Genomic DNA, 23,314 nt, shown 5'->3' with positions numbered 1-23,314 from the left:
CATTTTCAATCGGGAATGTAACGGTAAAAATAGAATTGTTTTTCTTCCGCATTTTAATGCGCTTAGCAGCGAGGACGGGATGCCGACGGAAAGGGATGCGCTCTATTTTGCCGAGCGCGCCAAAGGCGGAGCGGGACTCATCATCATGTACGGCATTGCCTGTACGTTATCCGGTAAAATGTCGCAAAAATTTATTCACGGCTGGGATCCTCAAATCGTGCCCGGGTTAAGCCAATATGCCGAATTGGTTCATCAGCACGGCAGTAAAATTTTCGGACAAATCAACCATGGCGGACACACGACCTTGCAAAATCCTCCGCAGCTCTTGTTTGCCCCTACGCAAATGCCGGAGCCTTCGAGTCCATTTAATACGAAAGAAATGGAAATTGAAGATATTCAAGAGGTGATTGAAGGCTTTGCCAAAACCGCTTTGCATTTTAAGATGGCCGGCTTCGACGGGGTAGAAATTAAAGTCGCCCATGACGGTCTCCTGCGTTCGTTTGTGTCGGAGTTTTTCAACCGGCGTACGGACCAATACGGGGGTTCGTTTGAAAATAGATTGCGGTTTCCGCTGGAAGTCATTCAAGCGATTAGAGACGCAGTAGGCGATGACTATCCGCTCGGCATACGTCTTTGTCTGGATGAATATACGTCATGGGGATACGGGCTTGACTTCGGTCTGAAGCTGGCTAAAGCGTTCGAAGAAACGGGCCAGGTCACGTACATCAATACGGATGCGGGAACCTTTTCCAGCTTTTATATGGAAATTCCGCCCGCTGCGGTTCCGAAAGGCTTTGCCGTGCATATGAGCGCTTCCCTGAAGGATACGATCAAGCTGCCGGTTATCGCTTTCGGCCGCATTAACGATCCGGTTCAGGCGGAGAAAATTTTAGCCGACGGTCAAGCCGACCTGATCGGGATGGCCAGGCCGCTGATTGCCGACCCTGAGCTTCCGAATAAAGCGATGCGGGGGGATGCGGATGATGTGCGCGCCTGTATCCACTGCAACGACGGTTGTATTTTTCAAGTGATGCAGGAAAAGGCTATACGCTGTATTCATAACCCTGCGGCAGGCCGGGAGAAGACGCTTGGCATCGGGACTTTAATGCCGGCTGCCGTGAAGAAACGGGTAGTCGTCATCGGTGGCGGCGTGGCCGGTTTGAAGGTAAGCGAAATCGCCGCTCTGCGCGGCCATCAAGTCACGCTTATCGAGAAAAGCGGCCAGCTGGGCGGCCAGGTGCTGCTGGCAAGCAAGCTGCCCTACAGAGATCAGCTGCTTGAAGTTCCTTCGCATCTCATTAAACGGGTGAACCGGCTTGGCGTAGAAGTGCTGTATAACACGGAAGCTACGGAAGCAAGCGTGCGCTCGCTCCAGCCTGATGCGGTCGTCATTGCTACCGGTTCTTATTCCGGCAAATTAAATATTCCGGGCATAGACCAGGACAATGTTTATAACGTATACGACGTGCTTCAAGGGAAAGCGGCCATCGGCGACAGGGTTCTGCTTATCGACCGGGGCGGGCATTATAAGGGCGCGGGCATGGCGGAGCTTCTGGCTTCCCAAGGGAAACACGTCCATATCGTCACCCCCTTATTGTTCGTAGGAGAGAATCTGGAACCGAGCAACAGGGCGCTGCTCTATCAACGCATTTCCAAACTGGATATCGAAATGACGCCTCATGTGGAAGCCGTGTCCATCCATGGGCGGGATGCCGTCATTCAACATGTATATTCGGGCAAAGAGCAGCGGCTTAGCGGTTATGACACCTTTATTTATGTGACCTATAACCATTCCAATGAAGCTTTGTATCATGCACTCAAAGGAAAATGCAAGGAAGTATACCGCGTTGGCGACAGTGCGGCTCCCCGCATGATCGAGCAGGCGGTATGGGACGGAGAAGAAATTGGCCGCAAACTCTAGGCGATCGGACAGAATGATAACATAAAGGGGTATTCCAAGGTGCAGAAAATTAAAGCTGGATTTATAGGAACCGGGTTTATCGGGCCTGAGCATATCGAGGCCGTGCGGCGCTTGGGGTTTGTGGATGTAGCGGCCGTGGCGGAGACCAGTAAGGAGAAGGCTGAAAAAAGAGCGGCTGAATTCCATATACCTACGGCATACAGCGATTACCGCGACATGTTGGCAGACCCGGAAATCCAGGTCGTACACAATTGTACGCCCAACCATCTGCATTATCAGATCAGCAAAGATATCATCCTGGCCGGGAAGCACGTCATATCTGAAAAACCGCTGGGCATGACCCGCGATGAGACGGCAGAGCTTGTCCGGTTAGCCCGTGAGAACCATATCGTGCATGGCGTAAACTTCAACTACCGGCAGTATCCGCTCGTCCAGCAATTACGGGCGATGATCGCTCAAGGCCAATTAGGGACGGTTCATCTTGTGCATGGAAGCTACCTGCAAGACTGGCTGCTCTATGATACCGACTACAACTGGCGCCTTGAGCCTGGAGTAGGGGGGAACTCGCGGGCGGTAGCGGATATCGGATCACACTGGTGCGATATTGTACAGCATGTCATCGGTCAGCGGATTACAGAAGTGTTTGCCGATTTAGCGACGGTCATCCCTGTAAGAAAGCGCTCGAAGCAAGGGGTTGTCACTTTTGGCTCCCCGTCACAGCAGGAAGCGGAGTACGATGAAGTGCCTGTTGCTACGGAGGATTATGCTACAGTACTGGTTCGTTTCAACGGCGGCGCAAGAGGGGCGTTTACCGTTTCCCAAGTCAGTGCGGGCCGTAAAAACAGGCTTTCTTTTGAAATTGATGGCAGCCTGTCGGCGGCTTACTGGAATCAGGAAGAACCGGAGAAGCTTTGGATCGGACACCGCGACCGCGCCAATGAGCATCTTCTGGCGGACCCTCCCTTGTTACTGCCGGAGGCCAAAGCCTACATCAAGCATCCTGGCGGACATAACGAAGGGTGGCCGGATGGAATGAAAAATATGATGGCCCATTTCTATCGCTTTATTGCCGAAGGCAAAGACCCGCTCAAAGACAGCGCCAATTTCGCCACGTTTGCCGACGGGCATACGGCGATGTGCCTGATCGATGCTATTCTGGAAAGCAATCAGACTCAAGCATGGGTCAAGGTCAAAACCTAACGAAACAAAGCCCTGAACCAATAAAGTTCAGGGCTTCGTCGCATCCATGATTCGTTAGCCGTTCATTAAACGCCTTGCGGTACAGATAATCCGAGTCCTTCTGCGATACGTTGTCCGAACTCCGGATCTGCTTTATACCAGTGCCCGATTTGACGAAGCTTGATTTCGTCTTTTTCGACAGGCTTCATAGCGCCGACAATGTTTTCAACCAGACGCGCACGTTCTTCTTCGCTTAAGAGACGGTATAAGTCGCCAGGCTGCGTGTAATGGTCATGATGGTCATAACCGACGCTATCGGCTTCGCCGGATACGGTGAAGGCGGCAGGCTTATTCTCAGGCGATTCTGTAGGTCCGCCGTAGCTGTTTGGCTCGTAATATACGGAAGCCCCGCCATTGTTATCGGCACGCATTTGGCCGTCGCGCTGATGGTTGTTCACTTCCGCTACCGGACGATTGATCGGCAGCGTATTGTGGTTAGCTCCTACACGATAGCGATGAGCGTCCGAGTAGGCGAACAGACGGCCTTGCAGCATTTTATCCGGTGAAGCTTCGATTCCAGGGACAAACGACCCAGGAGAGAACGTTGCTTGCTCAACTTCGGCAAAATAGTTTTCCGGGTTGCGATCCAATACCATACGGCCTACTTCAATTAACGGATAGTCTTTCTGGGACCATACTTTTGTTACATCGAATGGATCGAAACGGTACGTATTCGCATCTTCCAACGGCATGATTTGAACATACAGCGTCCATGCTGGGAAATCGCCCTTATCAATGGCATTGAACAAATCCTCGATATGGTAATCCGGATTTTCGCCTGCAAGCTGCGCAGCAAGGTTAGGATCGAGGTTTTTAATGCCTTGCTCTGTTTTAAAGTGATATTTCACCCATACGGCTTGGCCTTGGGCATTGACCCACTTGAAAGTATGGCTGCCGAAACCGTGCATATGCCGGAACGTCGCCGGAATACCGCGATCGGACATCAGAATCGTTACCTGGTGCAAGGATTCAGGGGATAAAGACCAGAAATCCCATACGGCGTTCGGGTTTTTCAGATGTGTTTGCGGATGACGTTTTTGAGTATGAATAAAGTCCGGGAATTTAATCGCATCGCGGATAAAGAAAACAGGTGTGTTGTTGCCGACCAGGTCATAGTTTCCTTCTTCGGTGTAGAACTTGACGGCGAATCCACGCGGATCGCGAACCGTATCGGCCGAACCGAGCTCGCCGGCAACCGTCGAGAATCGGATGAATAGGGGAGTACGTTTTCCTACCTCTGATAAAAAGTTAGCTTTGGTATATTCCGATACATCGTTGGTTACCTCGAAGTAACCGTGCGCTCCGGCGCCCTTGGCATGAACAACACGCTCCGGAACACGTTCTCTGTTGAAATGCGCTAATTTTTCTAGAAGGTGAACATCTTGAATTAATGTCGGACCACGCGAACCGGCTGTCATTGAGTTTTGGTTATCCCCAACTGGAGCTCCCCAACTAGTAGTTAGATTTTTCTTATTTGTACTCAAAATAGCGTCACCTCATCAGAAATTTTTAATATTTCGTACTCTATATACTATGATAACTATTCTCAACAAAAAATCAATACTTATTTATAATTATTATAAATAACGATAGAAAGTTAGACAAAATTCGCGGTTTGTCAGTGTTTTTCGGCAATGTATGACCTCGAATTCATTTGAAAACAATTCTAATTATACCATCATATGGACCATTAGACGAGTCATAAAAAATCAATTGACAATTAATAGGAGGTCGCACTATATTTATATTATCGTTAATCGATAATCTATATTATTTATTTGAAAGCGCTTAATTTTGGGAGGAGGTGGCGGTTATGAAGTGAACGATAAAGATCCAGATGTCGGAACCGGGTCATCCAAAAAAGTTGATTGATGAAGGGGTGCACACATTGAAAAAGTCGATTCGGACAACACTGCTTCTATGTATAGCCTCCATGATGATCGTATTGTCAGCTTGTGGAACGAACAGCGGTGACGGTCAAGGCAGCAAAGGCTCCGGAGGCAGCGGCTCAGGCGGTACGGGGGGCGTTATTAAAATCGGGATGGTAGCCGACCTGACGGGGAAGTCCGCGCTTACCGGCGAGTTTAAGAAAAGAGGGGCGCAAATTGCCTTGGACGAAATTAACGCAAACGGCGGAATTAACGGCAAGACGATTGAACTGGTCATTGAGGATGATCGCGGTACGAACGACGGGACGGTATCGTCCTTTCAGAAAATTGTATCGAATCCGGACGTCATAGCCGTACTCGGTCCGATTACGAGCACGAATGCGAAGTCGATCAGCGATATCGCCAAGAAAACCGGCATTCCGGTCTTGATCGGCGGAACCAATGTCGGGTTGACCACAGAGTTGAAAAATCCATGGTTTTTCCGGATCCGACCGCATGACGGATATTCGGCCCAAACGATCGCAGACTTCACCGCAGATAAAAAAGGTCATCAAAAAATCGCGATCATCTACGATACGGATGCATTCGGCACAGCCGGCAAAGACATGCTGATCAGCGAATATAAGAAAAAGGGAATTACGCCTACAACGGTTGAGGGGATTACGGCAGGTACCAAAGACTTCACGCCGACCCTTGAAAGCATCCGCAAATCCGGCGCTGAAGCGATCAATACGATGATGACGGCATCCGCGGACGTCGCACAGCTGGTCATCCAAATGAGGCAGCTTGGGATCAATACCGATTTGGTAGGCTCATCATCGGCAGCCCAAACGACAACCGTGAAATTGGCCGGGGATAAATTGAACGGAATTTACGGGGCTAACGACTTTGCTCTGGATCAGAGCGAGGAAGCCAAGCAATTCGTTGATAAATTCCAGAAGAAATATAATGAGCTTCCGGATCTGTATACGGGATGGGTGTATGATTCCCTACATATTTTAGCCAAGATCATCAAAGATAAAGGAACGGATCCGGAGCAAATGCGGCAAGGGATATTGGCTCTCAAGGGCTTCAAAGGGGTGGAAGGCGAATATAACTTTGACGAAAATGGCGACGGCTTGCATCAATACTCCATCGTGAAGGTCGAAAACGGCAATTTTGTAACACAAAAATAACACAAGGGCCATGGGTTGAATTCGGCGGCGGCGCAGGCTTGGCCGGATTCGACCCATAGAAGAGGAAGGGGAACAATATGGAACAGTTCAATATGCCCCTGCAGCTCCTGGTCAGCGGACTGGCGATCGGCAGCATATACGCGCTGGTAGCACTGGGATTTGTGTTGACTTACGTATCGGTGAATGTGGTTAATTTTGCACAAGGCGACTTTACGATGATGGGGGCTTTCGTAGCATTTACGCTTGTGGCTGGCGGCGGCCTCCCGGTGTGGGCCGGGCTTCTGATCGGGATTGTCATCATCGGGGGAATCGGATATTTGTTTCAGCTCAGCGTGTACCGGCCTTTTGTGAAACGGAACAAAGCTTTTTTGCCGGTGATGATCAGTACGCTTGGGGCGTCGATGATTATTCAAAATATTTTCTTAATCATTTACGGCCCCTACCCGCAGAAGCTGTCTCCGCTTTTTAGCAAGGAAACGATTAAAGTCGGGGAAATCGTCATTTCGGTGCAGTACTTAGCGATTCTTTGCTGCGCCGTCCTCCTCCTCGTGCTGCAGTACTTGTTATTTGAGAAGACGCGCCTCGGCAAAATGATGCAGGCGACTGCCCAGGACCCGACCACTGCCAAATTGATGGGAATCAAAGTCACCTCGATGCAAGCGCTGACCTTTATTTATAGCGCGGCATTAGGCGGAACGGCCGGTATTTTGGTTGCGCCGGTTTTTATGATTAACCATACGATGGGAGCGATTATCGGGCTTAAAGCGTTTGCGGCTTCGATCGTAGGCGGTTTGGGCGATGTGAAGGGAGCCATCTTCGGAGGCTTGATGATCGGGGTTATCGAAACCTTTGCGGCTGCTTATATTTCAGGACCTTATAAAGACGGCTTTGCGTTTTTATTTTTAATTATTTTCCTGATCTTTAGACCGTATGGGATTTTTGGAGAAAAAGTCGGAACGAAAGCCTGATGCCCTGACGAATCCAAATTTCTGGGGAGTGTTGAAATGCAAACCATAAAGCTTAGTGAAGCGAATGTAAGAAGCGGCAAAACGAATAATTCCCTGCTTATCGCCGCCGGTCTTCTGCTGATCGTTATTGCGTTTTGTCTTCCGTATCTGCTGCCGGGCGGGCGGCTCGGCAACTACTATATGACCGAGGTTATTAAAACGACCGTATTTTGTTTGGCTACCCTCGGCCTCACGGTAGGTATGGGCTACGGGGGGCAAATCTCGCTTGCCCAAGCCGCGTTTTTCGGCCTCGGCGCCTATTCGCTTGCGTCGGCCACCGTGCTGTTCGGATTGCCTTATTGGGTGGGAGTGCTGTTGGCCCTTCTCGTACCCGTTGTCTCCGGGCTGCTCCTCGGTGCCATCTCTCTGCGTGTCGTCACTCACTATTTGGCGCTGGTGACCATCGGCTTTCAAATTATCGTCCAGCTGGTCATGCATAACTGGAAAATTGTTTTTGGCGGCGCCGACGGCGTGGGCGGCATCCCTCGTCCCTTCGGCATTGACGATCTGAAGGCTTATTATTGGGTCTGTCTGACGGTTTTACTCGTCTGCATGTTGTTCGTGTACCGGATGAGAAGATCAAGACTCGGACGGGCTTTGTTCGCCTTGCGGGAAGACGAACTGGCGGCCTCGGCCATCGGCATTGACTTGTATCGGACGAAAATGATGGCGTTCTCCGTATGTTCGGCCTTAGGCGGCGTAGGCGGTCTCCTGTATGCCTCCGCTTATCAGTACATCAGCCCGGATGTATTCAGCTTTGAGCAGTCGGTTACCTTCTTCGCGATGCTGATTACCGGAGGAGCGGATTCCATCATCGGCACCCTGGTGGGCACCGTCTTATTGACCTGGCTGCCGGAATGGCTTCGATCCTTTAAAGATTATTACCTGGCGATTTACGGCGGCTTGATTATTGCGGTGCTGATCTTCGTGCCCAACGGGATTTGGGGCATCGTCAGCAGTCTGTATCTGATGGTCATGAAGAAGAAGGGCAGCGGCAATGCGGCTTCGGGAACGATAAAATTTGTAGAAGGAAAAAGACTGTCGTATCTGGAACGGCAGGACGCTCCAGCGATAAAGTCCCGGCAGCCTGTTATTTTCGAGGTGAACGGATTAAAGAAGCATTTTGGCGGAGTTAAAGCGGTTGACGGCGTCGATTTTCACATCCGGAAAGGTGACATCCACGTGCTCATCGGACCGAACGGATCGGGCAAAACGACTGTTATTAACGTTCTGAGCGGACTATACGCGGCAACAGAGGGAACGGTCAGCTACCGCGGCAATCCGATCGCCAATTTGCGGCCGCACCTGATTGTCAAGCAAGGCATCGCGAGGACGTTCCAGAACATCCGGTTATTTCCCGAGCTCACCGTGATCGAGAACGTGATGATCGGCCAGCATATCCGGACGAAATCGAATTTGGGGAGCATATTTTTCAATATCAGGTCTTTCCGGGATGAAGAGAAAAAAATTAGAGAACGGGCGGAAGAAGCGCTCGCGTTTGTAGGGTTTGAGAATTACGCGGAAAAGGTAAAAAATTTGGCATACGGTCAGCAGAGATTGGTGGAAATCGCCAGAGCGCTGGCAACCGAACCGGAATTGCTATTGTTGGATGAGCCGGCCGCAGGTATGAATCCGGAAGAGACGCAGGAGCTTGTCAAGCTGCTGAAACGAATGAATGAGCTGGGCATTACGATGCTGCTGATCGAGCATGACATGAATTTGGTGACGCAGGTTGCCGATTCGATTACCGTACTGAATTTCGGCAAAAAAATTAGCGAAGGCTCACTCGAGCAAGTATTGGATGATGCGGAAGTCATTAAAGCCTATCTCGGGGAGGAATTTGTTCGTGCTGAGGCTTAACGGAATCGAAACCAGATACGGTAAAATTGTCGCTTTGAGAAACATGTCTCTGGAGGTTAGAGAGGGAGAAATCGTGGCTCTGCTCGGTATGAACGGAGCAGGCAAATCGACAACCTTGAAAACCATCTCCGGGCTGCTCCGTCCGAAAGCGGGAACGATTGAATTCATGGGCCAGCCGGTTGACCAGCTTTCCCCGGAAGAAATTGTCCGGCGCGGCATTATTCACGTACCGGAAGGCAGGAAGATTTTTCCCGGACTGACCGTGAAGGAAAACTTGATTCTGGGGGCAACCAGCAGAAAAATTTCCATGACTCAGGTGAAACAGGAACTCCAGGAGATTTTGGACATATTCCCCGAACTGATTCCGTTGCTGGATCAGCTTGGCTGGTCTCTATCCGGAGGGCAGCAGCAAATGTGCGCAATCGGAAGAGGTCTGATGGCCAAACCGAAGCTGCTCATGCTTGACGAGCCTTCGCTTGGGCTGGCTCCGTTAATCGTTCAGAACATGTTTCATACGATTCAGAAAATTAACCGGAACGGGACAACGGTGCTGTTGGTCGAACAAAACGCAAGACAAAGCCTGGCCATTGCCCATCGCGGGTATGTAGCGGAAGCCGGTAAAATCGTCGCAAGCGACGAAGCGTCGAATCTGCTTAACGGGATCCATCACGCCTATTTGGGCGCAGCCAAATAAGAGAGCTTACCTTTCAAAAATTATCTTTACAGATTGTGGGTAATTTTGGTAACATCAAATTATTATATTATCGATAATCGATAATTGATAAAAACACGATAAGGGCGTGACGTCATGAATCTTGTTCTGGACTCCTTTGAATTTGGTTTACACACTCAAATTTACTACGGCGTTAATAAATTAAATGACCTCCCTCATCTGATCCGCAGGTACAACTACAGCAAGGTTTTGATATGCACGGATAAAGGGATTGTGCAGTCCGGCAATTTGATTCGACTGGAAAATATGCTGAAAGAAGCCGGGATTGATTTCTTCACCTTCACCGATGTGGAGCCGGACCCGACCATCGAGATCGTCCAGCATGTGAAAAGCTTGTTTATCGAAAACGGATGCGACGCGCTTATCGGCCTGGGCGGAGGCAGCTCGATCGATACGGCCAAGGGCGTTTCCGTTGCCGTAGCGAATCCCGGCGACCTTAGCCAATACGAGGGGAAGGATAAGATTCCACACAAGGGACCCGACCTGATTGCGATTCCAACGACGGCGGGGACCGGCTCCGAGGTCACCCATGCTACCGTATTAAAGGATAAGAAGCGTCAATATAAAATGGGCATTTTAAGCCATACCTTGCATGCCAAGGCGGCTATCCTGGATCCCCAATTGCTGACGACGGTTCCAAGAGGCGTTGCGGCGGTAACGGGGATGGATGCCTTAAGCCATGCCATCGAATCGTACACATCCAATCAGGCGCAGCCGATTACGGAAGCGCTCGGCCTGCACGCCATTCGATTAATCGGCCAAAATTTGCGCCCCTTCGTCGCACGCAGAGCCGATCTTCAAGCCGCCTCCCAGATGATGCTGGCTTCCACCATCGCCGGAGCGGCCTTCATCTGGGGAAGAATCGCCGCCGTCCATGCCATCTCCCATCCGCTCGGCGGTCGGCTCGGGGTCGCGCACGGCATGGCAAACTCGCTGCTGCTGCCTGCCGTGATGCGCTACAACGTCAGTACGAACTACGAAAAATTCCGCGATATCGCGATCGCGCTCGGCGAACCGGTGGAAGGATTAAGCTTGCGCGAGGCTGCAGAGCGCTCGATTCACGCGGTGGAGCAGTTGATTCACGACCTGGAAATTCCGACCACACTGGCTGCTCTTCAACTGCATCCGACCGATGAGGAGCTGGATATCATCGCGAAGGAAGCGATGGATTCCGGGATGACGGCTGCGAATCCGAAGGAATGTACGGTGAAGGATTTACGCAAAATGCTCGAAGAAATTCGATAGGGGGCATGGAGAGATGGGAAATGCACAGCAAACCGCGATTCAAGTGAAAAGCTATATCGGAGGCCGGTGGGCGGCGTCCAAGGGAGAGCCGGTCCAGAGGGAAAATCCGGCCAATACGAATGAAATTGTCGCTGTTGTCAGCAGCGCTACGCAGGAAGACGCGATTCAAGCGATCGAATCGGCTCATGAAGCGTTTCAAACGTGGTCCAAAGTTCCGGCAGTGAAACGAATCGAAACGATTTATAAATTCCTCGAACTGCTGGAGAGAAGAAGACAGGAAATCGCCGAGCTGCTCACCAGGGAGATGGGCAAGCCGATCCACGAAGCGAACGGTGAAATCACGAAAGCGATCAACGAGGTGCGGTTCTCTGCCGGCGAAGCTCTTCGATTGACCGGAGAAACGCTTCCGAGCGAGCGCCCCGGCATTCAGGTGAGAACGGTGCGCGTGCCGAAGGGGGTCATCGCCGCCATCTCTCCGTGGAATTTCCCGCTTGTCACGCCGATGCGTAAAATCGCTCCTGCACTAGCCGCCGGAAATACGGTTGTCTTTAAACCGGCAACGGTGACGGCAGCGATGGGGGCGAAAATTGTGGAATTGTTCGAAGAAGCGGGCCTTCCTGCGGGTGTGCTGAATCTGGTTGTCGGTGCGGGCCGAAGCGTAGGCCATACGCTTGTCTCGCATCCGCTCGTCAAAGGGGTGACCTTCACCGGATCTACGGCGGTCGGCTCCGGCATCTATAAACTGGCTGCGGAGCGCCTCATTGAGGTGCAGCTGGAGATGGGCGGCAAGAACGCCGGTATTATTTATGAGTACCCGGATGTGAAAGGTGCGCTTGACCAGATTTTGTCCGCCGCATTCGCCGCAAGCGGGCAGCGGTGCACATCGATCAGCCGCGTGGTCGTCCAAAGATCGATAGAAAACGAGGTCACAAGCTACTTGAAGGAAAAGCTGGGCTCCTATGTCATTGGCGACGGAATGTCCGGAAACGTCAATATGGGCCCGCTGGTCAGTCAAGACCAACTGGAAACCGTCGAGCACTATGTCCGCATCGGACTGGAGGAAGGCGCTACGCTGGCGGTTGGCGGCAAGAAGCCGACCGGAGTCGAAGGCGGTTATTATTTCGAGCCTACGGTATTCACCCAAGTAACGCCGGAGATGAGAATCGCCAAGGAAGAAATTTTTGGCCCTGTCCTCGTCGTCATCGCGGTAGACAGCTTTGAAGAAGCCGTTCAGGTTGCAAACAACAGCGAATACGGATTGGCCGTATCCTGCTTTACGCACAACATGCAGTACGCGGAGAAAGCGGCCGTGGAAATTGAAGTAGGCATGGTTCATATCAACAACGGGACGATCAGCGAGTCGCACGTTCCATTCGGCGGAGTGAAGGATTCAGCCGTAGGGTCGTACTCGATCGGCTCGACGGGCAAAGATTTTTTTACCGCACTTAAAGTCATTTATTCCAGCCCGAAATAAGGGCGGGCGTTCACGAAACGATTGGTTATTACAACGGGTTGGGAGAGTTGACCTATGAGCTATGAATTAACGGCACAGCAGCTGGAGTGGCAGTCGGTCGCGCGGGATTTTGCCGGGCGGAAGCTGACGCCGGCCAAGCATTGGCTGGAGGGCGAGGAGTTTTGGAATAACGCTAAGATGCTCTCGGAGCAAGGCTTTCTCGGCGTTACGCTGCCTGAAGAATACGGCGGCATGAATCTGGATCTGTTCAGCGCCATCCTTATGATCGAGGAGCTGTGCAGAGTGTGTCCGACGAGCGGCCGCATGGTGTATCACACAGGTCCGGGGATCGCCAACTTCATCAATCACTTGGGGACGCCGGAGCAGAAACGCCAATATTTGCCGAAAATCGTCGCAGGTCAATACTATGTCGCTCTGGGGATGAGCGAGCCGGATGCGGGGAGCGCGGCAACCGATATCCAAACAACGGCCGTGGAAGACGGCGATAACTACAGGTTGAACGGCTCGAAGATCTTTGTCAGCGAAGGGCATATTGCCGATGCCTTTGTCGTGTACGCCAGATTCGGCCATACCGGCAAGCCGTCGGATATCGGCGCGATTCTTGTGGAACGGGGAATGCCGGGCTTTTCCGTAGGCGTAGCCGAAGAAAATATGAGCGGCGAATTCCAGACGGCGCTCTATTTTGACGACGCGATCGTTCCTAAAGCGAATGTATTGGTGAAAGAGCATGCGTTTAAGGCGCTGATGGGCGTTTATAACGGGGTTCGTTTAGGCTATGCCGCGCAAACGCTCGGGATTACGCAGGCCGCTTTCGACCGCACCTGCCAATATGTGAAGGAACGCAAGCAATTCGGCAAAGAGATTTGCGATTTCCAGGGCGTGCAGTGGATGATCGCCGATATGTATTTGCAGCTGGAAGCGGCCAGGACGCTGCTCTACAAGGCAGCGGCTGACGCCCTCGACAGTAAAGCCGATAAAACGTCGGTAAGCATTGCCAAGGTCTACGTCGCGGAAGCTGCGAAAAAGATTACGGATGATTGTCTCCAGCTTCATGGCGGGTACGGTTTCTCCAAGGAATATCCGCTGGAATGGTATTACCGCTGCGTGCGTGCGGCCTCGATCGCCGGAGGAACGATACAGGTTCATAAGACCATGCTTGCTTCATCGGTACTTGGAAAAAAATTCGATCAACGAAAGTAAATTCCAGTCTGTCCGCGAGGGAGGAGAAAGACATGCCGGAACACACTACGGCAACATTAGTAGAGCAATTGGCCCGGTTTGATGCGGCCATTGTATCGGATTGCCTGGCCGGGAACGAACATGCGATGTCCGCATCGATTAAACCGCTTGACCGCAGCACCCAAATATGCGGGCCGGCGCTGACGGTCAAATGTCAGCCGCAGGATAACTTGATGCTGCATCTGGCGGTAGCTCAGGCGAAACCGGGAGACGTTCTGGTCGCTGTGACGAACCAGCATTACGAAGCCGGTTACTGGGGCGAGATTCTAACGATCGCCGCGATGAAACGCGGTATCCAGGGGCTGGTCATCGACGGCAGCGTCCGGGATATCGGGCCGATTATAGATCTGGGTTTTCCGGTCTTCACCCACTCGGTCTCCATCAAGAAAGCGGAAAAGAAAAATGCGGGTAAACTAAACGTCCCCATCGTTGCCGGAGGCATCACGGTGAATCCGGGGGACATCATCCTGGCCGATGCCAGCGGTGTGGCCGTTGTTCCTTCGCACCGGCTGGAGGAGATCGTGCAAGCGGCTCAGGAGAAGGTGGATTTTGAAAAAATGGTGATCGGGAAGTTGGAGCAGGGGCAATTAACCGTTGATTTGTTCGATCTCCGCAAATATGACTATTAGAACGACGGGAAGGAGGAAGACGCATGCCGGCACCAAGTAGGGGGACAGCGGCCCGCTCCAAAGTCATGACGGCCGAAGAGGCCGTGGCGAAAATTCCAAGCGGCTCGACGATTGCGATCGGGGGCCTCATTTCGATTCTGTGTCCGGAGACGGTCATTGCTGCCTTGGGAAATCGGTTCGAGACGAGCGGGAGTCCTGCGCATGTATCAGTTGTCACCCCCGTTCGCGTCGGTTGGGACAAAGACAACACGACGGGACTCGATCATTTTGCCAGGCCCGGGATGTTAAAGCGCTTGATTAGCGGAAGCTTCAATGTCAAGGAAAGCCCGAGAATTACGGATATGATCCGGAATAATCAAATTGAAGCGTACAGCTTCTCGATGGGAACGTTATTCCAGCTCATACGGAGCATGGCCGGCGGCAACGACGGCATGTTCACCAAGGTCGGCTTGCGGACGTATGTCGATCCCCGTATGGAGGGCGGCAAGCTGAACGAAGCGACGACGGACAATATCAATGAAGTCATCCAGGTGGGTGCAGAGGAATACCTGTATTACCGTCCGCTGCCTATCGATGTCGCGATTATCCGCGGCACGACTGCGGATGAAGATGGCAATGTCTCTCTGGAGCGCGAGCCGGTAACGTTGGCGGGACTCGAAATGGCCATGGCGGCGAAGGCAAGCGGCGGCTATGTGATCGTGCAGGCCGAGCGGCTTACCGCGAAAGGATCGATTTCTCCCCGTTCCGTAGCCATTCCGGGGATATTGGTGGATGCCGTCGTGATCGACCCGGAGCAACAGCAGAGTCTGCTGCCGTACAATCCGAGCTGGACGGGAGAAGTCAAGGCTCCGACCGATGACATGGTGCAGCCCATGGCGCTTGACATGAAAAAGATCATTTTGCGCCGAGCTGCGGAGGAGCTGCTTCCGGGCTCGGTGATCAATCTGGGCGTGGGCATACCGGTTGCGCTGCCGCAGTTATTATTGGAACAACACAGGCTCGATCAAGTGACGTTTTCTTTGGAGCACGGAGCGGTAGGGGGGATCCCTATGGGCGAAGAAGTGTTCGGCGCGCACCGGAATCCGACGGCGTTCTTCACGTCCCCGCAAGTGTTTGATTATTACCATAACGGAGGCTTGTCGGCGACGCTGCTGGGTTTTGCCCAGATCGATGGTTCAGGCAATGTGAACGTGAGCAAGTTTAACGGGATTTTTCGCGGGTCCGGCGGATTTATCGATATCACGCACCGTACGAAGAAAATCATGTTTTGCGGGACGTTGACCAGCGGAGGCCTGGACATCGGCATTCAGGACGGCAAGCTGACCATTGTGAAGGAAGGCAGGCATAAGAAGCTGATCCGGCAGGTCGAGCATTTGACGTTTAATGCGGAGGCCGCGAGAGAAAAGGGACAGGAGCCTGTCTATATTACGGAACGAGCCGTATTCCGGTTAGGGGACAACGGTTTAGTGCTGACCGAATACGCGCCGGGCATCGATGTGGAGAAGGAGATTTTGCCTTACATCGATTTCAAAGTCGACATTGATCCGGACGTCAAGCCCATGTCCCCCCATCTTTTTGTTTAGACGCTGAAGGCTCGCAAGCAACTTGACAAAGGAGACCATACCATGTCCAAACGCAAGATCGCTAGAGAAATATACACGGATGTACTCGTTGTCGGAGGGGGCGGGGCGGCATCGCGCGCGGCGCTTTCCGCGAAAGAAGCAGGGGCCGATGTGCGGATGGCGGTCAAATCCAAGTGGTTAAAAAGCGGTTCTACGGCCACGGCTTTCTCCGAATTGCTTTCGATTGCCGCGGCTATCGGCCACGGGGATGAGCGGGACCATCCGGAAATCCATTATGCCGATACGATGGAATCGGGCGTCGGGTTTATCGATCCCGACCTCGTGTGGGGATTGGCTCATGAAGCCCCGGAACGGATCTATGACTTAATCGCTTTAGGCCTGGAGTTCGATAAACAGCCCAACGGCAAATTGGTTCAAGGCATGAGCGATTTCGCCACGTACCCCAGAACGTGCCGGGTCAATGGCGTCACCGCAAGGCATATCCTTAACATTTTGGCGAAAAGAATCCAAGAATTGGAGCTGCCTGTGGATGAGGATATGATGATTTTCGAAGTGTTGACAGACGGGAACAACCAAGTGACCGGCGCTCTGGGGTGGCACCGGGAGACGAATGAAATGGTGCTGTACCGGACACCGGCTGTCATTTTCGCCTGCGGCGGTTCCCACGGCATTTATAAATATGGGGTAGGCACGCCCGACATGACCGGCGACGGTTACGCGATGGCTTATAAACTCGGTTTGCCGCTGATCAATATGGAGTTTGTGCAGATCGGGCCGGCTGCCTTATTCCCGTCGATTACACTGCTGTCCGGACCGGTCTGGAAAACGAATCCGGTGCTGACGAACGGCAAGGGGGAACCTGTGTTTGACGGCATTCTTCCGGAGGGAGTAACCGTTGAAGAGGTCTACAAGGAAAAGGTGTTCCCGTTCTCCGTGTCTAACGTTTCCTTCTATCTGGATACCTCCATTCAACGGGAATCGGAGAACAATCCGTCGCCAAGAGGCGCCGTCTGGTATCGCAAAGGGCCGGGCACCGACGAATTGATTGAAGCGAAAATGCCGAAAACGAAGCGCGTGCTGAAAAGCAAAGGCATCGAGCTGGACCGGGATCGATTCGAGATCGGACTCATTTCCCAGTGCAATAACGGCGGCGTGCAAATTCGTAACATGAATGGCGAGACGGAGGTCGCGGGACTGTATGTCGCCGGAGAAACGGCGGGCGGCCTGCGCGGACCGGACCGGCCGGGCGGCAACTCGCTTGCGGAAGGCCAAGTGTTCGGACACAGGGCGGGCGCGGCTTCCGCGCAGTATGCCCTGCGGCAGGCAGAGAAGCCGAACCCGTACCCTCAAGCTGCCGCCAAGCTGGACGGCTATCAGGACTGGCTGCGAAAGAGCGCCGATGGAACAAGGAGTATCCAGGAGGCCGCTGATTCGGTTAGGGCGCTCATGCACAGAAATTGCCTGGTCATCCGAAGTGAGAAGCGGCTGTCGGAAGCCTGGGACGTGCTGTGCAGCCTGGAGACGAAGCTGTTCAACGGCGAATTTGAGATCGATGACAGCCGCTTCGTTCAAGCCGTAGAACTCCATCATATGCTTGTTTCCGCCAAGCTGATCGTCCTTTCCGCGCTTGAAAGAAAGGAAAGCCGAAGCTGTCATTACAGGGAGGACTTCCCCGAGAAGAACGACAAGGACTGGACCAAAAGCATCCGGGTCCAGCAGAAGGACGGTCAAATGACGACGGAATTTTATGTCTGGCCTACCCGGGCCAGCAGGCAAGGGTGATGATCCTATGTTCGTTAAAACCGAAACGGTCGCTGACGGCATTACGAAGGTTACGCTGGCCAATCCGCAACTGAACCTGTTATCCAATCAGGTGAAAAAAGAACTCAAAGATACGTTTTCCCTGATCGCCCAAGATTCGAGTGTCCGTGTTGTTGTGTTTGAAACGGAGGGTCCGCATTTTTGCTGCGGCGCCGATTTGAAAGAGTTTCCCGCGCGCATCGAGACGAAAGCGGCCCGGATCGTATGGGATGAAGGTCATGCCATGCTGCAGTCGATCCTGCATACGCCGCAGCCGACCATCGCCTGCATCCAGGGAAAGACGCTCGGCGGTGGCGCCGAGCTGGCGGCGGCTTTCGATTTTCGGATTTTTGCCGATAACGTCCAGATCGGTTTTCCTGAAGTGTTTCGGGGCGTGTTTCCGGGAAATGGCGGATTGGAACGAACGATCGACATCGCGGGCGCCGGCAAGGCGATGCAGCTGATGATGACGGGCAGCGTCATCTCCGCGGCGGAAGCGAAGCGCATAGGCATGGCTTCCGAAGTCGTGCCGCCGGCCCGGTTATATTCAACTGCTCTTGAGCTGGCGGCAGAGCTCACCTCCCTGCCGGCGGCAGCCGTACAAGCGGTGAAACAAGCTGTGATTCAGTACGGTCTCTCCAAGCACGATTTCAATCGGATCGGACGCGAGCTTTTCTATCAGGTTCATGAAACCGAGGACGTTAGAGAAGGCGTGCAAGCCTTTATGGATAAGCGAAAGCCGGTGTATAAGCACCGTTAATCGCGTAAATACCACATCAAATCGGGGAGGGGATCGACTTGAAAATCTGGGTCTGCTTGAAGCAAACGTTTGATACGGAAGACAAAATAAAACTGGATCACGGGAACGTCGTGGAAGACCAGGCGAATTGGATTATGAATCCTTATGATGAATATGCGGTGGAAGAAGCGGTGAGGCTGCGCGAACGGTTCGGCGGAGAGGTGGCCGTTGTGACGATCGGTCCCGAGCGGGCAGAGTCTTCGCTGCGCCATGCGTTGGCGATGGGCGCGGATCAAGGGGTGATCATCAGCGGAGTGGAGGGCGATGAGCATGTCATCTCCCGAACGCTTGCCTGCTATTTCCGGGATAAGGACATCGATCTTCTTCTTACGGGCAATCAATCGATCGATAACGGAGCGGGACAAGTAGGCGTTCGCCTGGCCGAGGAGCTGAAGCTCCCTCACGTCACCTCGGTTATTCAATTCAACATCGAGCAGGGCCGGGCCGAATTGGAGCGGGATGTGGAGGGCGATATATATAAAATCGAAGGAAAGCTGCCGCTGCTCGTCACCTGCCAGCAGGGGCTTAACGAGCCGAGGTATCCTTCTCTGCCTAACATCATGAAGGCGAAGAAGAAACCGATTACGACGATCCAGGCCGATCAATTGCCGGGACTGGACAGAACGGCCAAGACCGTAACGGTGGACCGGTACTTGCCTCCGAAAAGGCAGGCATGCCGGTTTATCGACAATAACGATTTGCCGCATGCGGCAGGTGAGCTTGTCGACATTCTGTTTGAGAAAACATCGATTTTTTAGGGGGGAGGACGTACGATGAATCGAAAAGTTCTCGTTATTACAGAAATGAAAGGCGCCGCACTTCGTCAAGTATCTTTGGAGGGGGTGTCCATCGGCAAAAAAATGGCCGGCAGCGGCACCTTGATCGCGGCGGTGTTCGGAAGCCAGGCGTCCCCGCATGTAGAAGCCTTGGGCGAGCATGGCGCCGATCAAGTCCTGCTGTTCCCGGACGCCCTGTTCGATGCGTATCATTCGGACATCTACTATCAGGCCTTCGTCCAAGCGATTCAAGAAACGAATCCGGATGTTATTATCGCGGGACATACGGCGAATATGAAGGATGTCGCGCCGAGGATTGCTTCCCGTTTCGGCTATGGCTTGGTCACGGACTGCACGCATGTGGAGTTCGAAGGCGACGAGCCGGTTTATGTACGGCCGATATATGCGGGTAAAGCATTCGAGAAGAAACGGTTCACCTCGGACACGATGTTTGTGACCATCCGGCCGAACAACTTCAAGGCCGAACCATTACGGGAGCGGGCGACACCGGAAGTGATTCCGTGCGAGGCGGGCAGCGTAGACCTGAGAACCGTGATCCGCGACATTGTGCTTAAATCGACGGGCGCGATCGATTTGGCGGAAGCCAAAATCGTCGTTTCCGGGGGACGGGGGATCAAGAGCAAGGACGGATTTCAGCCTTTGCAGGAACTGGCCGCCGTGATCGGCGGAGCGGTAGGGGCTTCCAGAGGCGCTTGCGACGAAGGGTATTGCGATTACGGCCTGCAAATCGGTCAGACGGGCAAGGTCGTGACTCCCGATCTGTATATCGCATGCGGGATTTCCGGAGCGATCCAGCACGTTGCCGGCATATCGAACGCCAAAACGATTATTGCGATTAATAAGGACCCGGAAGCTCCGATCTTCCAAATCGCGGACTACGGCGTTGTAGGCGACTTGTTCGAGATCGTGCCTTTGCTAACGGAGGAATTCAGAAAAAAACTGGCCATTTAGGAACCGGGAGCACGGAAATGAAACCCGGGCGGTGTGTATCCTATTGAAGGAACCGGATATTGTTGTTATTATGAATCCGTATTCAGCTAGAGGACAAAAGGTTTATATAAGGAAGTGACCACTATGAAAAAAACCGTTGTATACAAATCGCTTTCCGAGCAGGTCTACGAGGCGATTAAAGACTCGATTATCAGGGCGGAGCTGAAGTCCGGGGACCGCATCGTCGAGCTGGAGCTCGCAAGAACGTACGGCGTCAGTCAAAGCACGGTGCGTGAAGCTTTAGCGCTGCTGCGCAAGGATGAGTTAGTCGTAACGCACGGCAACAAAGGAACGTATGTTTCGAACTTCTCGAAGAAAGACGTGGAGGAAATGTACAGCTTCCGCGAAGTGCTCGAAACGTTTGCCATCAGCAGGGCTATCGAACGTATTACGGACGCGGATATCGCTGAACTGGAGGCCATCTATAACGAGATGGTGACCGCCGGCCAAACCGACGATATTGAAAAAATGAGAATCAGCGATGTTGCTTTTCACAGCGTTATTTATAAAATCGCCGATCATTCCTTCGTCTATCAGGTTTGGCAGGATGTGACCAATAAGATGAATCGCGTCTGGTATTTCACCAACCAGTTTTATTTCAGCGATTTGCTGGAGCTTGCCTACATGCATAAACCGATCCTCGATGCCTTTAAGAACAAAAACAAAGAAGAAGCGTGCGCTACATTCATTACCCATTTGAATTATGTGAGACATCAATTCCTGGGTCCGGCCAAACATGAAGATGATGCTCAATAAATAGGAGAGGTTATTATGGGGGCTGCCATTCCGTTTTTGGTGTTTTTAGGGGTAACGGGGCTCGCGCTTTATTTATTGATGAAGGTTCTTTACACACGTTACCTCTATATTCGTTTGGGTAAGCCTGCATCCGCTCCGTTATATTCCAAAGAACGCCTGATAAATTTTCTGGGCGAAGTTTTCGGCCAGAAGAAGCTGTTGAAGGATCGGAAAAGCGGATGGATGCATATCGTTATTTTTTATGGGTTCATCATTTTGCAGGCAGGCGCCATCGATTTGATTTATAAAGGACTAGCGGGCAAGCCGCTGCCGATCCCGGGATATTCCGCGTTCTCGTTGGTACAGGAAATTACCGTTCTCCTCATCCTGGGGGCGGCCGGCTACGCAGGATACCGAAGGTATATCGAGAAGGTTAAACGTCTTAAACAAGGGTGGAAGCCTGGTATTGTTTTGTTTTTCATCTTCTTTCTGATGCTCTCCGTTTTGTTTACGCTTTCCTTTGAACGTGTCATGCTGCAGCATGATTTCGCATGGCATGCGCCCGTCTCATCCGCTATTGCCCTCCTGTTCGGAGGCTTATCCTTGCAGTCGTCCGTCAACTTGTTTTTTACGTGTTGGTGGATTCATCTATTGATCCTGTTGGCATTTGCGGTTTATGTCCCGCAGTCGAAGCATTTTCATATTATAGCGGCGCCGGTCAATTTATGGCTGAAGCGAAGCGAGCCGCCCGGAAAATTGAAAACGGTTGATTTGGAAGATGAGAATGCCGAATCGTTCGGCGTTGCGAAAATAGAAGATTTCACGCAAACGCAAATGCTGGATTTTTACGCCTGCGTGGAATGCGGGAGATGCACCAACGTTTGTCCGGCTTCCAATACCGGAAAGTCGCTGTCCCCCATGCATATGATCGTCAAGATGCGGGATCATTTAATGGAGAAGGGCCACAGCTTGACGTCCAAATCGCCGTGGGTGCCCGGCTTTGTGTTCGGCTATGAGGGAGCGCATGCTTTCGATCATGCGAATCGGCCCGGCACATTCCCGGAGCAGGACGTAACCAATATCGGACCCACCATGCAACTGCAAAAAACGGGCTGGGCCGTAACCGGTAAGAACATTGAAGACGTCCAGTTAATCGGCGATGTCATGAGCGAAGAAGAAATCTGGGAGTGCACCACTTGCCGAAATTGCGAAGACCAATGTCCTGTCGGCAACGAGCATGTCGATAAAATTATTGATTTGCGCCGGCAGCTTGTTCTTATGCAGGGCAGCATTCCTGCGGGCGGACAGCGTGCGCTTCAAAACATTGAGAGACAAGGCAATCCATGGGGATTCAGCAAGAAGGACCGTTTTCAGTGGAAAGAAGAAGCGGGGGACCTGCACGTGCCGACGGTGAAAGAGAACCCCGGGTTTGAGTATTTATTGTTTATTGGCTCGATGGGTTCCTATGATGCGAGAAACAACAAGGTGACGCGTTCTCTTGTGAAGCTGTTGAACGAAGCGGGCGTCAATTTTGCCGTGCTCGGAGAAGAGGAGAAAAATTCAGGGGATACGGCGCGAAGACTGGGCAATGAATTTTTGTTCCAGGAGCTGTGCAGAGAGAACATCGAGCTGTTTAAAAAGTACAAGGTCCAACAAATCGTGACCGCCTGCCCGCACACCTTCAACACGTTGAAAAACGAATACCCGGAATTCGGCCTGGAGGCGGAAGTGTATCATCATACGGAATTGCTCGATCAGTTGGTCACAGAGAAGAAGTTAATTCCTAAACGCGAAATCAAAGAGCGGATTACGTACCATGATTCTTGTTATTTGGGGCGCTACAACGACGTTTACGACCAGCCGCGGAACATTCTGCGCTCGATACCCGGCGTCGAGCTGGTGGAGATGGAGCGGGCGAAGGAGAACGGGATGTGCTGCGGCGCCGGGGGAGGGATGATGTGGATGGAGGAGACGGCGGGCAAACGTGTGAACGTCGCCCGTGTCGAACAGGCCATCGCCGTCCATCCTACCCTGATCAGCAGCGCATGTCCCTACTGCCTTACCATGATGAGCGATGGGGCTAAACTGAAGAATGTGGACGAACAAGTCAAGACGAAGGATATCGCTGAAATTTTAGCGGAATCCGTTCTGTAAACCAGCGATATTTGATCAGGTCATCTTCGTTTAGAGGGTGGCCTT

18 protein-coding genes are annotated in these 23,314 nt (G+C 52.4%); 17 read left to right on the top strand and 1 reads right to left on the bottom strand.

Annotated elements, in window-relative coordinates; genetic code table 11:
* The first annotated feature begins 1 nt into the window (after window position 1).
* Together JMF85_RS27070 and JMF85_RS27065 are read left to right on the top strand one after the other, a co-directional pair.
* Window positions 2-1,921, top strand: coding sequence for an oxidoreductase (locus JMF85_RS27070; RefSeq protein WP_308645044.1), 1,920 nt, complete (start codon window positions 2-4; stop codon window positions 1,919-1,921).
* Between the two features lie 39 nt (window positions 1,922-1,960).
* Window positions 1,961-3,121 (top strand): Gfo/Idh/MocA family protein, encoded by a 1,161-nt coding sequence (locus JMF85_RS27065; RefSeq protein WP_141335348.1) that lies wholly within the window; start codon window positions 1,961-1,963, stop codon window positions 3,119-3,121.
* A gap of 65 nt (window positions 3,122-3,186) precedes the next feature.
* Here JMF85_RS27065 and katA read toward each other — a convergent pair whose 3' ends face one another.
* The gene (gene katA / locus JMF85_RS27060; RefSeq protein WP_127607857.1) at window positions 3,187-4,644 is read right to left on the bottom strand and encodes a catalase KatA; all 1,458 of its coding nucleotides are present in this window, start codon (window positions 4,642-4,644) and stop codon (window positions 3,187-3,189) included.
* Between the two features lie 404 nt (window positions 4,645-5,048).
* Here katA and JMF85_RS27055 point away from each other — a divergent pair, with 404 nt between their 5' ends.
* The 15 genes from JMF85_RS27055 to JMF85_RS26985 all read left to right on the top strand — a co-directional run bounded on the left by JMF85_RS27055 (window position 5,049) and on the right by JMF85_RS26985 (window position 23,269).
* Window positions 5,049-6,224, top strand: a complete 1,176-nt coding sequence (locus JMF85_RS27055; protein ID WP_181410137.1) for an ABC transporter substrate-binding protein — start codon at window positions 5,049-5,051, stop codon at window positions 6,222-6,224.
* Between the two features lie 77 nt (window positions 6,225-6,301).
* Window positions 6,302-7,192, top strand: coding sequence for a branched-chain amino acid ABC transporter permease (locus tag JMF85_RS27050; RefSeq protein ID WP_201319312.1), 891 nt, complete (start codon window positions 6,302-6,304; stop codon window positions 7,190-7,192).
* Between the two features lie 36 nt (window positions 7,193-7,228).
* Window positions 7,229-9,091 (top strand): branched-chain amino acid ABC transporter ATP-binding protein/permease, encoded by a 1,863-nt coding sequence (locus JMF85_RS27045; protein ID WP_155614433.1) that lies wholly within the window; start codon window positions 7,229-7,231, stop codon window positions 9,089-9,091.
* Window positions 9,078-9,785, top strand: coding sequence for an ABC transporter ATP-binding protein (locus JMF85_RS27040; RefSeq protein ID WP_127607861.1), 708 nt, complete (start codon window positions 9,078-9,080; stop codon window positions 9,783-9,785). Before JMF85_RS27045 ends, JMF85_RS27040 begins: the two co-directional genes overlap by 14 nt.
* A 114-nt stretch (window positions 9,786-9,899) precedes the next feature.
* On the top strand, window positions 9,900-11,069 hold the full coding sequence (locus JMF85_RS27035) for an iron-containing alcohol dehydrogenase (protein ID WP_127607862.1): 1,170 nt from the start codon (window positions 9,900-9,902) through the stop codon (window positions 11,067-11,069).
* 13 nt (window positions 11,070-11,082) lie between these two features.
* Window positions 11,083-12,543 carry an aldehyde dehydrogenase family protein gene (locus JMF85_RS27030; protein ID WP_127607863.1) on the top strand — a complete coding sequence of 487 codons (1,461 nt, stop codon included), beginning with the start codon at window positions 11,083-11,085 and terminating at the stop codon, window positions 12,541-12,543.
* 54 nt (window positions 12,544-12,597) lie between these two features.
* On the top strand, window positions 12,598-13,743 hold the full coding sequence (locus tag JMF85_RS27025; protein WP_127607864.1) for an acyl-CoA dehydrogenase family protein: 1,146 nt from the start codon (window positions 12,598-12,600) through the stop codon (window positions 13,741-13,743).
* Window positions 13,744-13,775: 32 nt separating this feature from the next.
* On the top strand, window positions 13,776-14,411 hold the full coding sequence (locus tag JMF85_RS27020; RefSeq protein WP_127607865.1) for a 4-carboxy-4-hydroxy-2-oxoadipate aldolase/oxaloacetate decarboxylase: 636 nt from the start codon (window positions 13,776-13,778) through the stop codon (window positions 14,409-14,411).
* A 23-nt stretch (window positions 14,412-14,434) separates the two neighbouring features.
* Window positions 14,435-15,994: an acyl CoA:acetate/3-ketoacid CoA transferase gene (locus tag JMF85_RS27015; protein WP_155614436.1), complete on the top strand. Its 1,560-nt coding sequence runs from the start codon at window positions 14,435-14,437 to the stop codon at window positions 15,992-15,994.
* 42 nt (window positions 15,995-16,036) lie between these two features.
* The gene (locus JMF85_RS27010) at window positions 16,037-17,776 is read left to right on the top strand and encodes an FAD-binding protein (protein ID WP_201319311.1); all 1,740 of its coding nucleotides are present in this window, start codon (window positions 16,037-16,039) and stop codon (window positions 17,774-17,776) included.
* Window positions 17,777-17,783: 7 nt separating this feature from the next.
* Window positions 17,784-18,554: an enoyl-CoA hydratase/isomerase family protein gene (locus tag JMF85_RS27005; RefSeq protein ID WP_181410136.1), complete on the top strand. Its 771-nt coding sequence runs from the start codon at window positions 17,784-17,786 to the stop codon at window positions 18,552-18,554.
* 38 nt (window positions 18,555-18,592) lie between these two features.
* Window positions 18,593-19,351, top strand: a complete 759-nt coding sequence (locus JMF85_RS27000) for an electron transfer flavoprotein subunit beta/FixA family protein (RefSeq protein ID WP_054797183.1) — start codon at window positions 18,593-18,595, stop codon at window positions 19,349-19,351.
* A gap of 15 nt (window positions 19,352-19,366) precedes the next feature.
* Complete coding sequence (locus JMF85_RS26995) at window positions 19,367-20,341, top strand: electron transfer flavoprotein subunit alpha/FixB family protein (protein WP_127607870.1); 975 nt, start codon at window positions 19,367-19,369, stop codon at window positions 20,339-20,341.
* 123 nt (window positions 20,342-20,464) lie between these two features.
* Window positions 20,465-21,136 (top strand): GntR family transcriptional regulator, encoded by a 672-nt coding sequence (locus JMF85_RS26990; protein ID WP_127607871.1) that lies wholly within the window; start codon window positions 20,465-20,467, stop codon window positions 21,134-21,136.
* A gap of 15 nt (window positions 21,137-21,151) precedes the next feature.
* A complete protein-coding gene (locus JMF85_RS26985) occupies window positions 21,152-23,269 on the top strand; it encodes a (Fe-S)-binding protein (protein WP_127607872.1) in 2,118 nt (705 codons plus the stop codon).
* Window positions 23,270-23,314: the final 45 nt, after the last annotated feature.

The sequence above is a fragment of the Paenibacillus sp. EPM92 genome, assembly GCF_016586185.1.
GTDB classification, from domain to species: domain Bacteria; phylum Bacillota; class Bacilli; order Paenibacillales; family NBRC-103111; genus Paenibacillus_G; species Paenibacillus_G validus.
The sequence above is the reverse complement of the archived record's forward strand: the minus strand, read 5'-3'. Positions and strand labels throughout refer to the sequence as shown.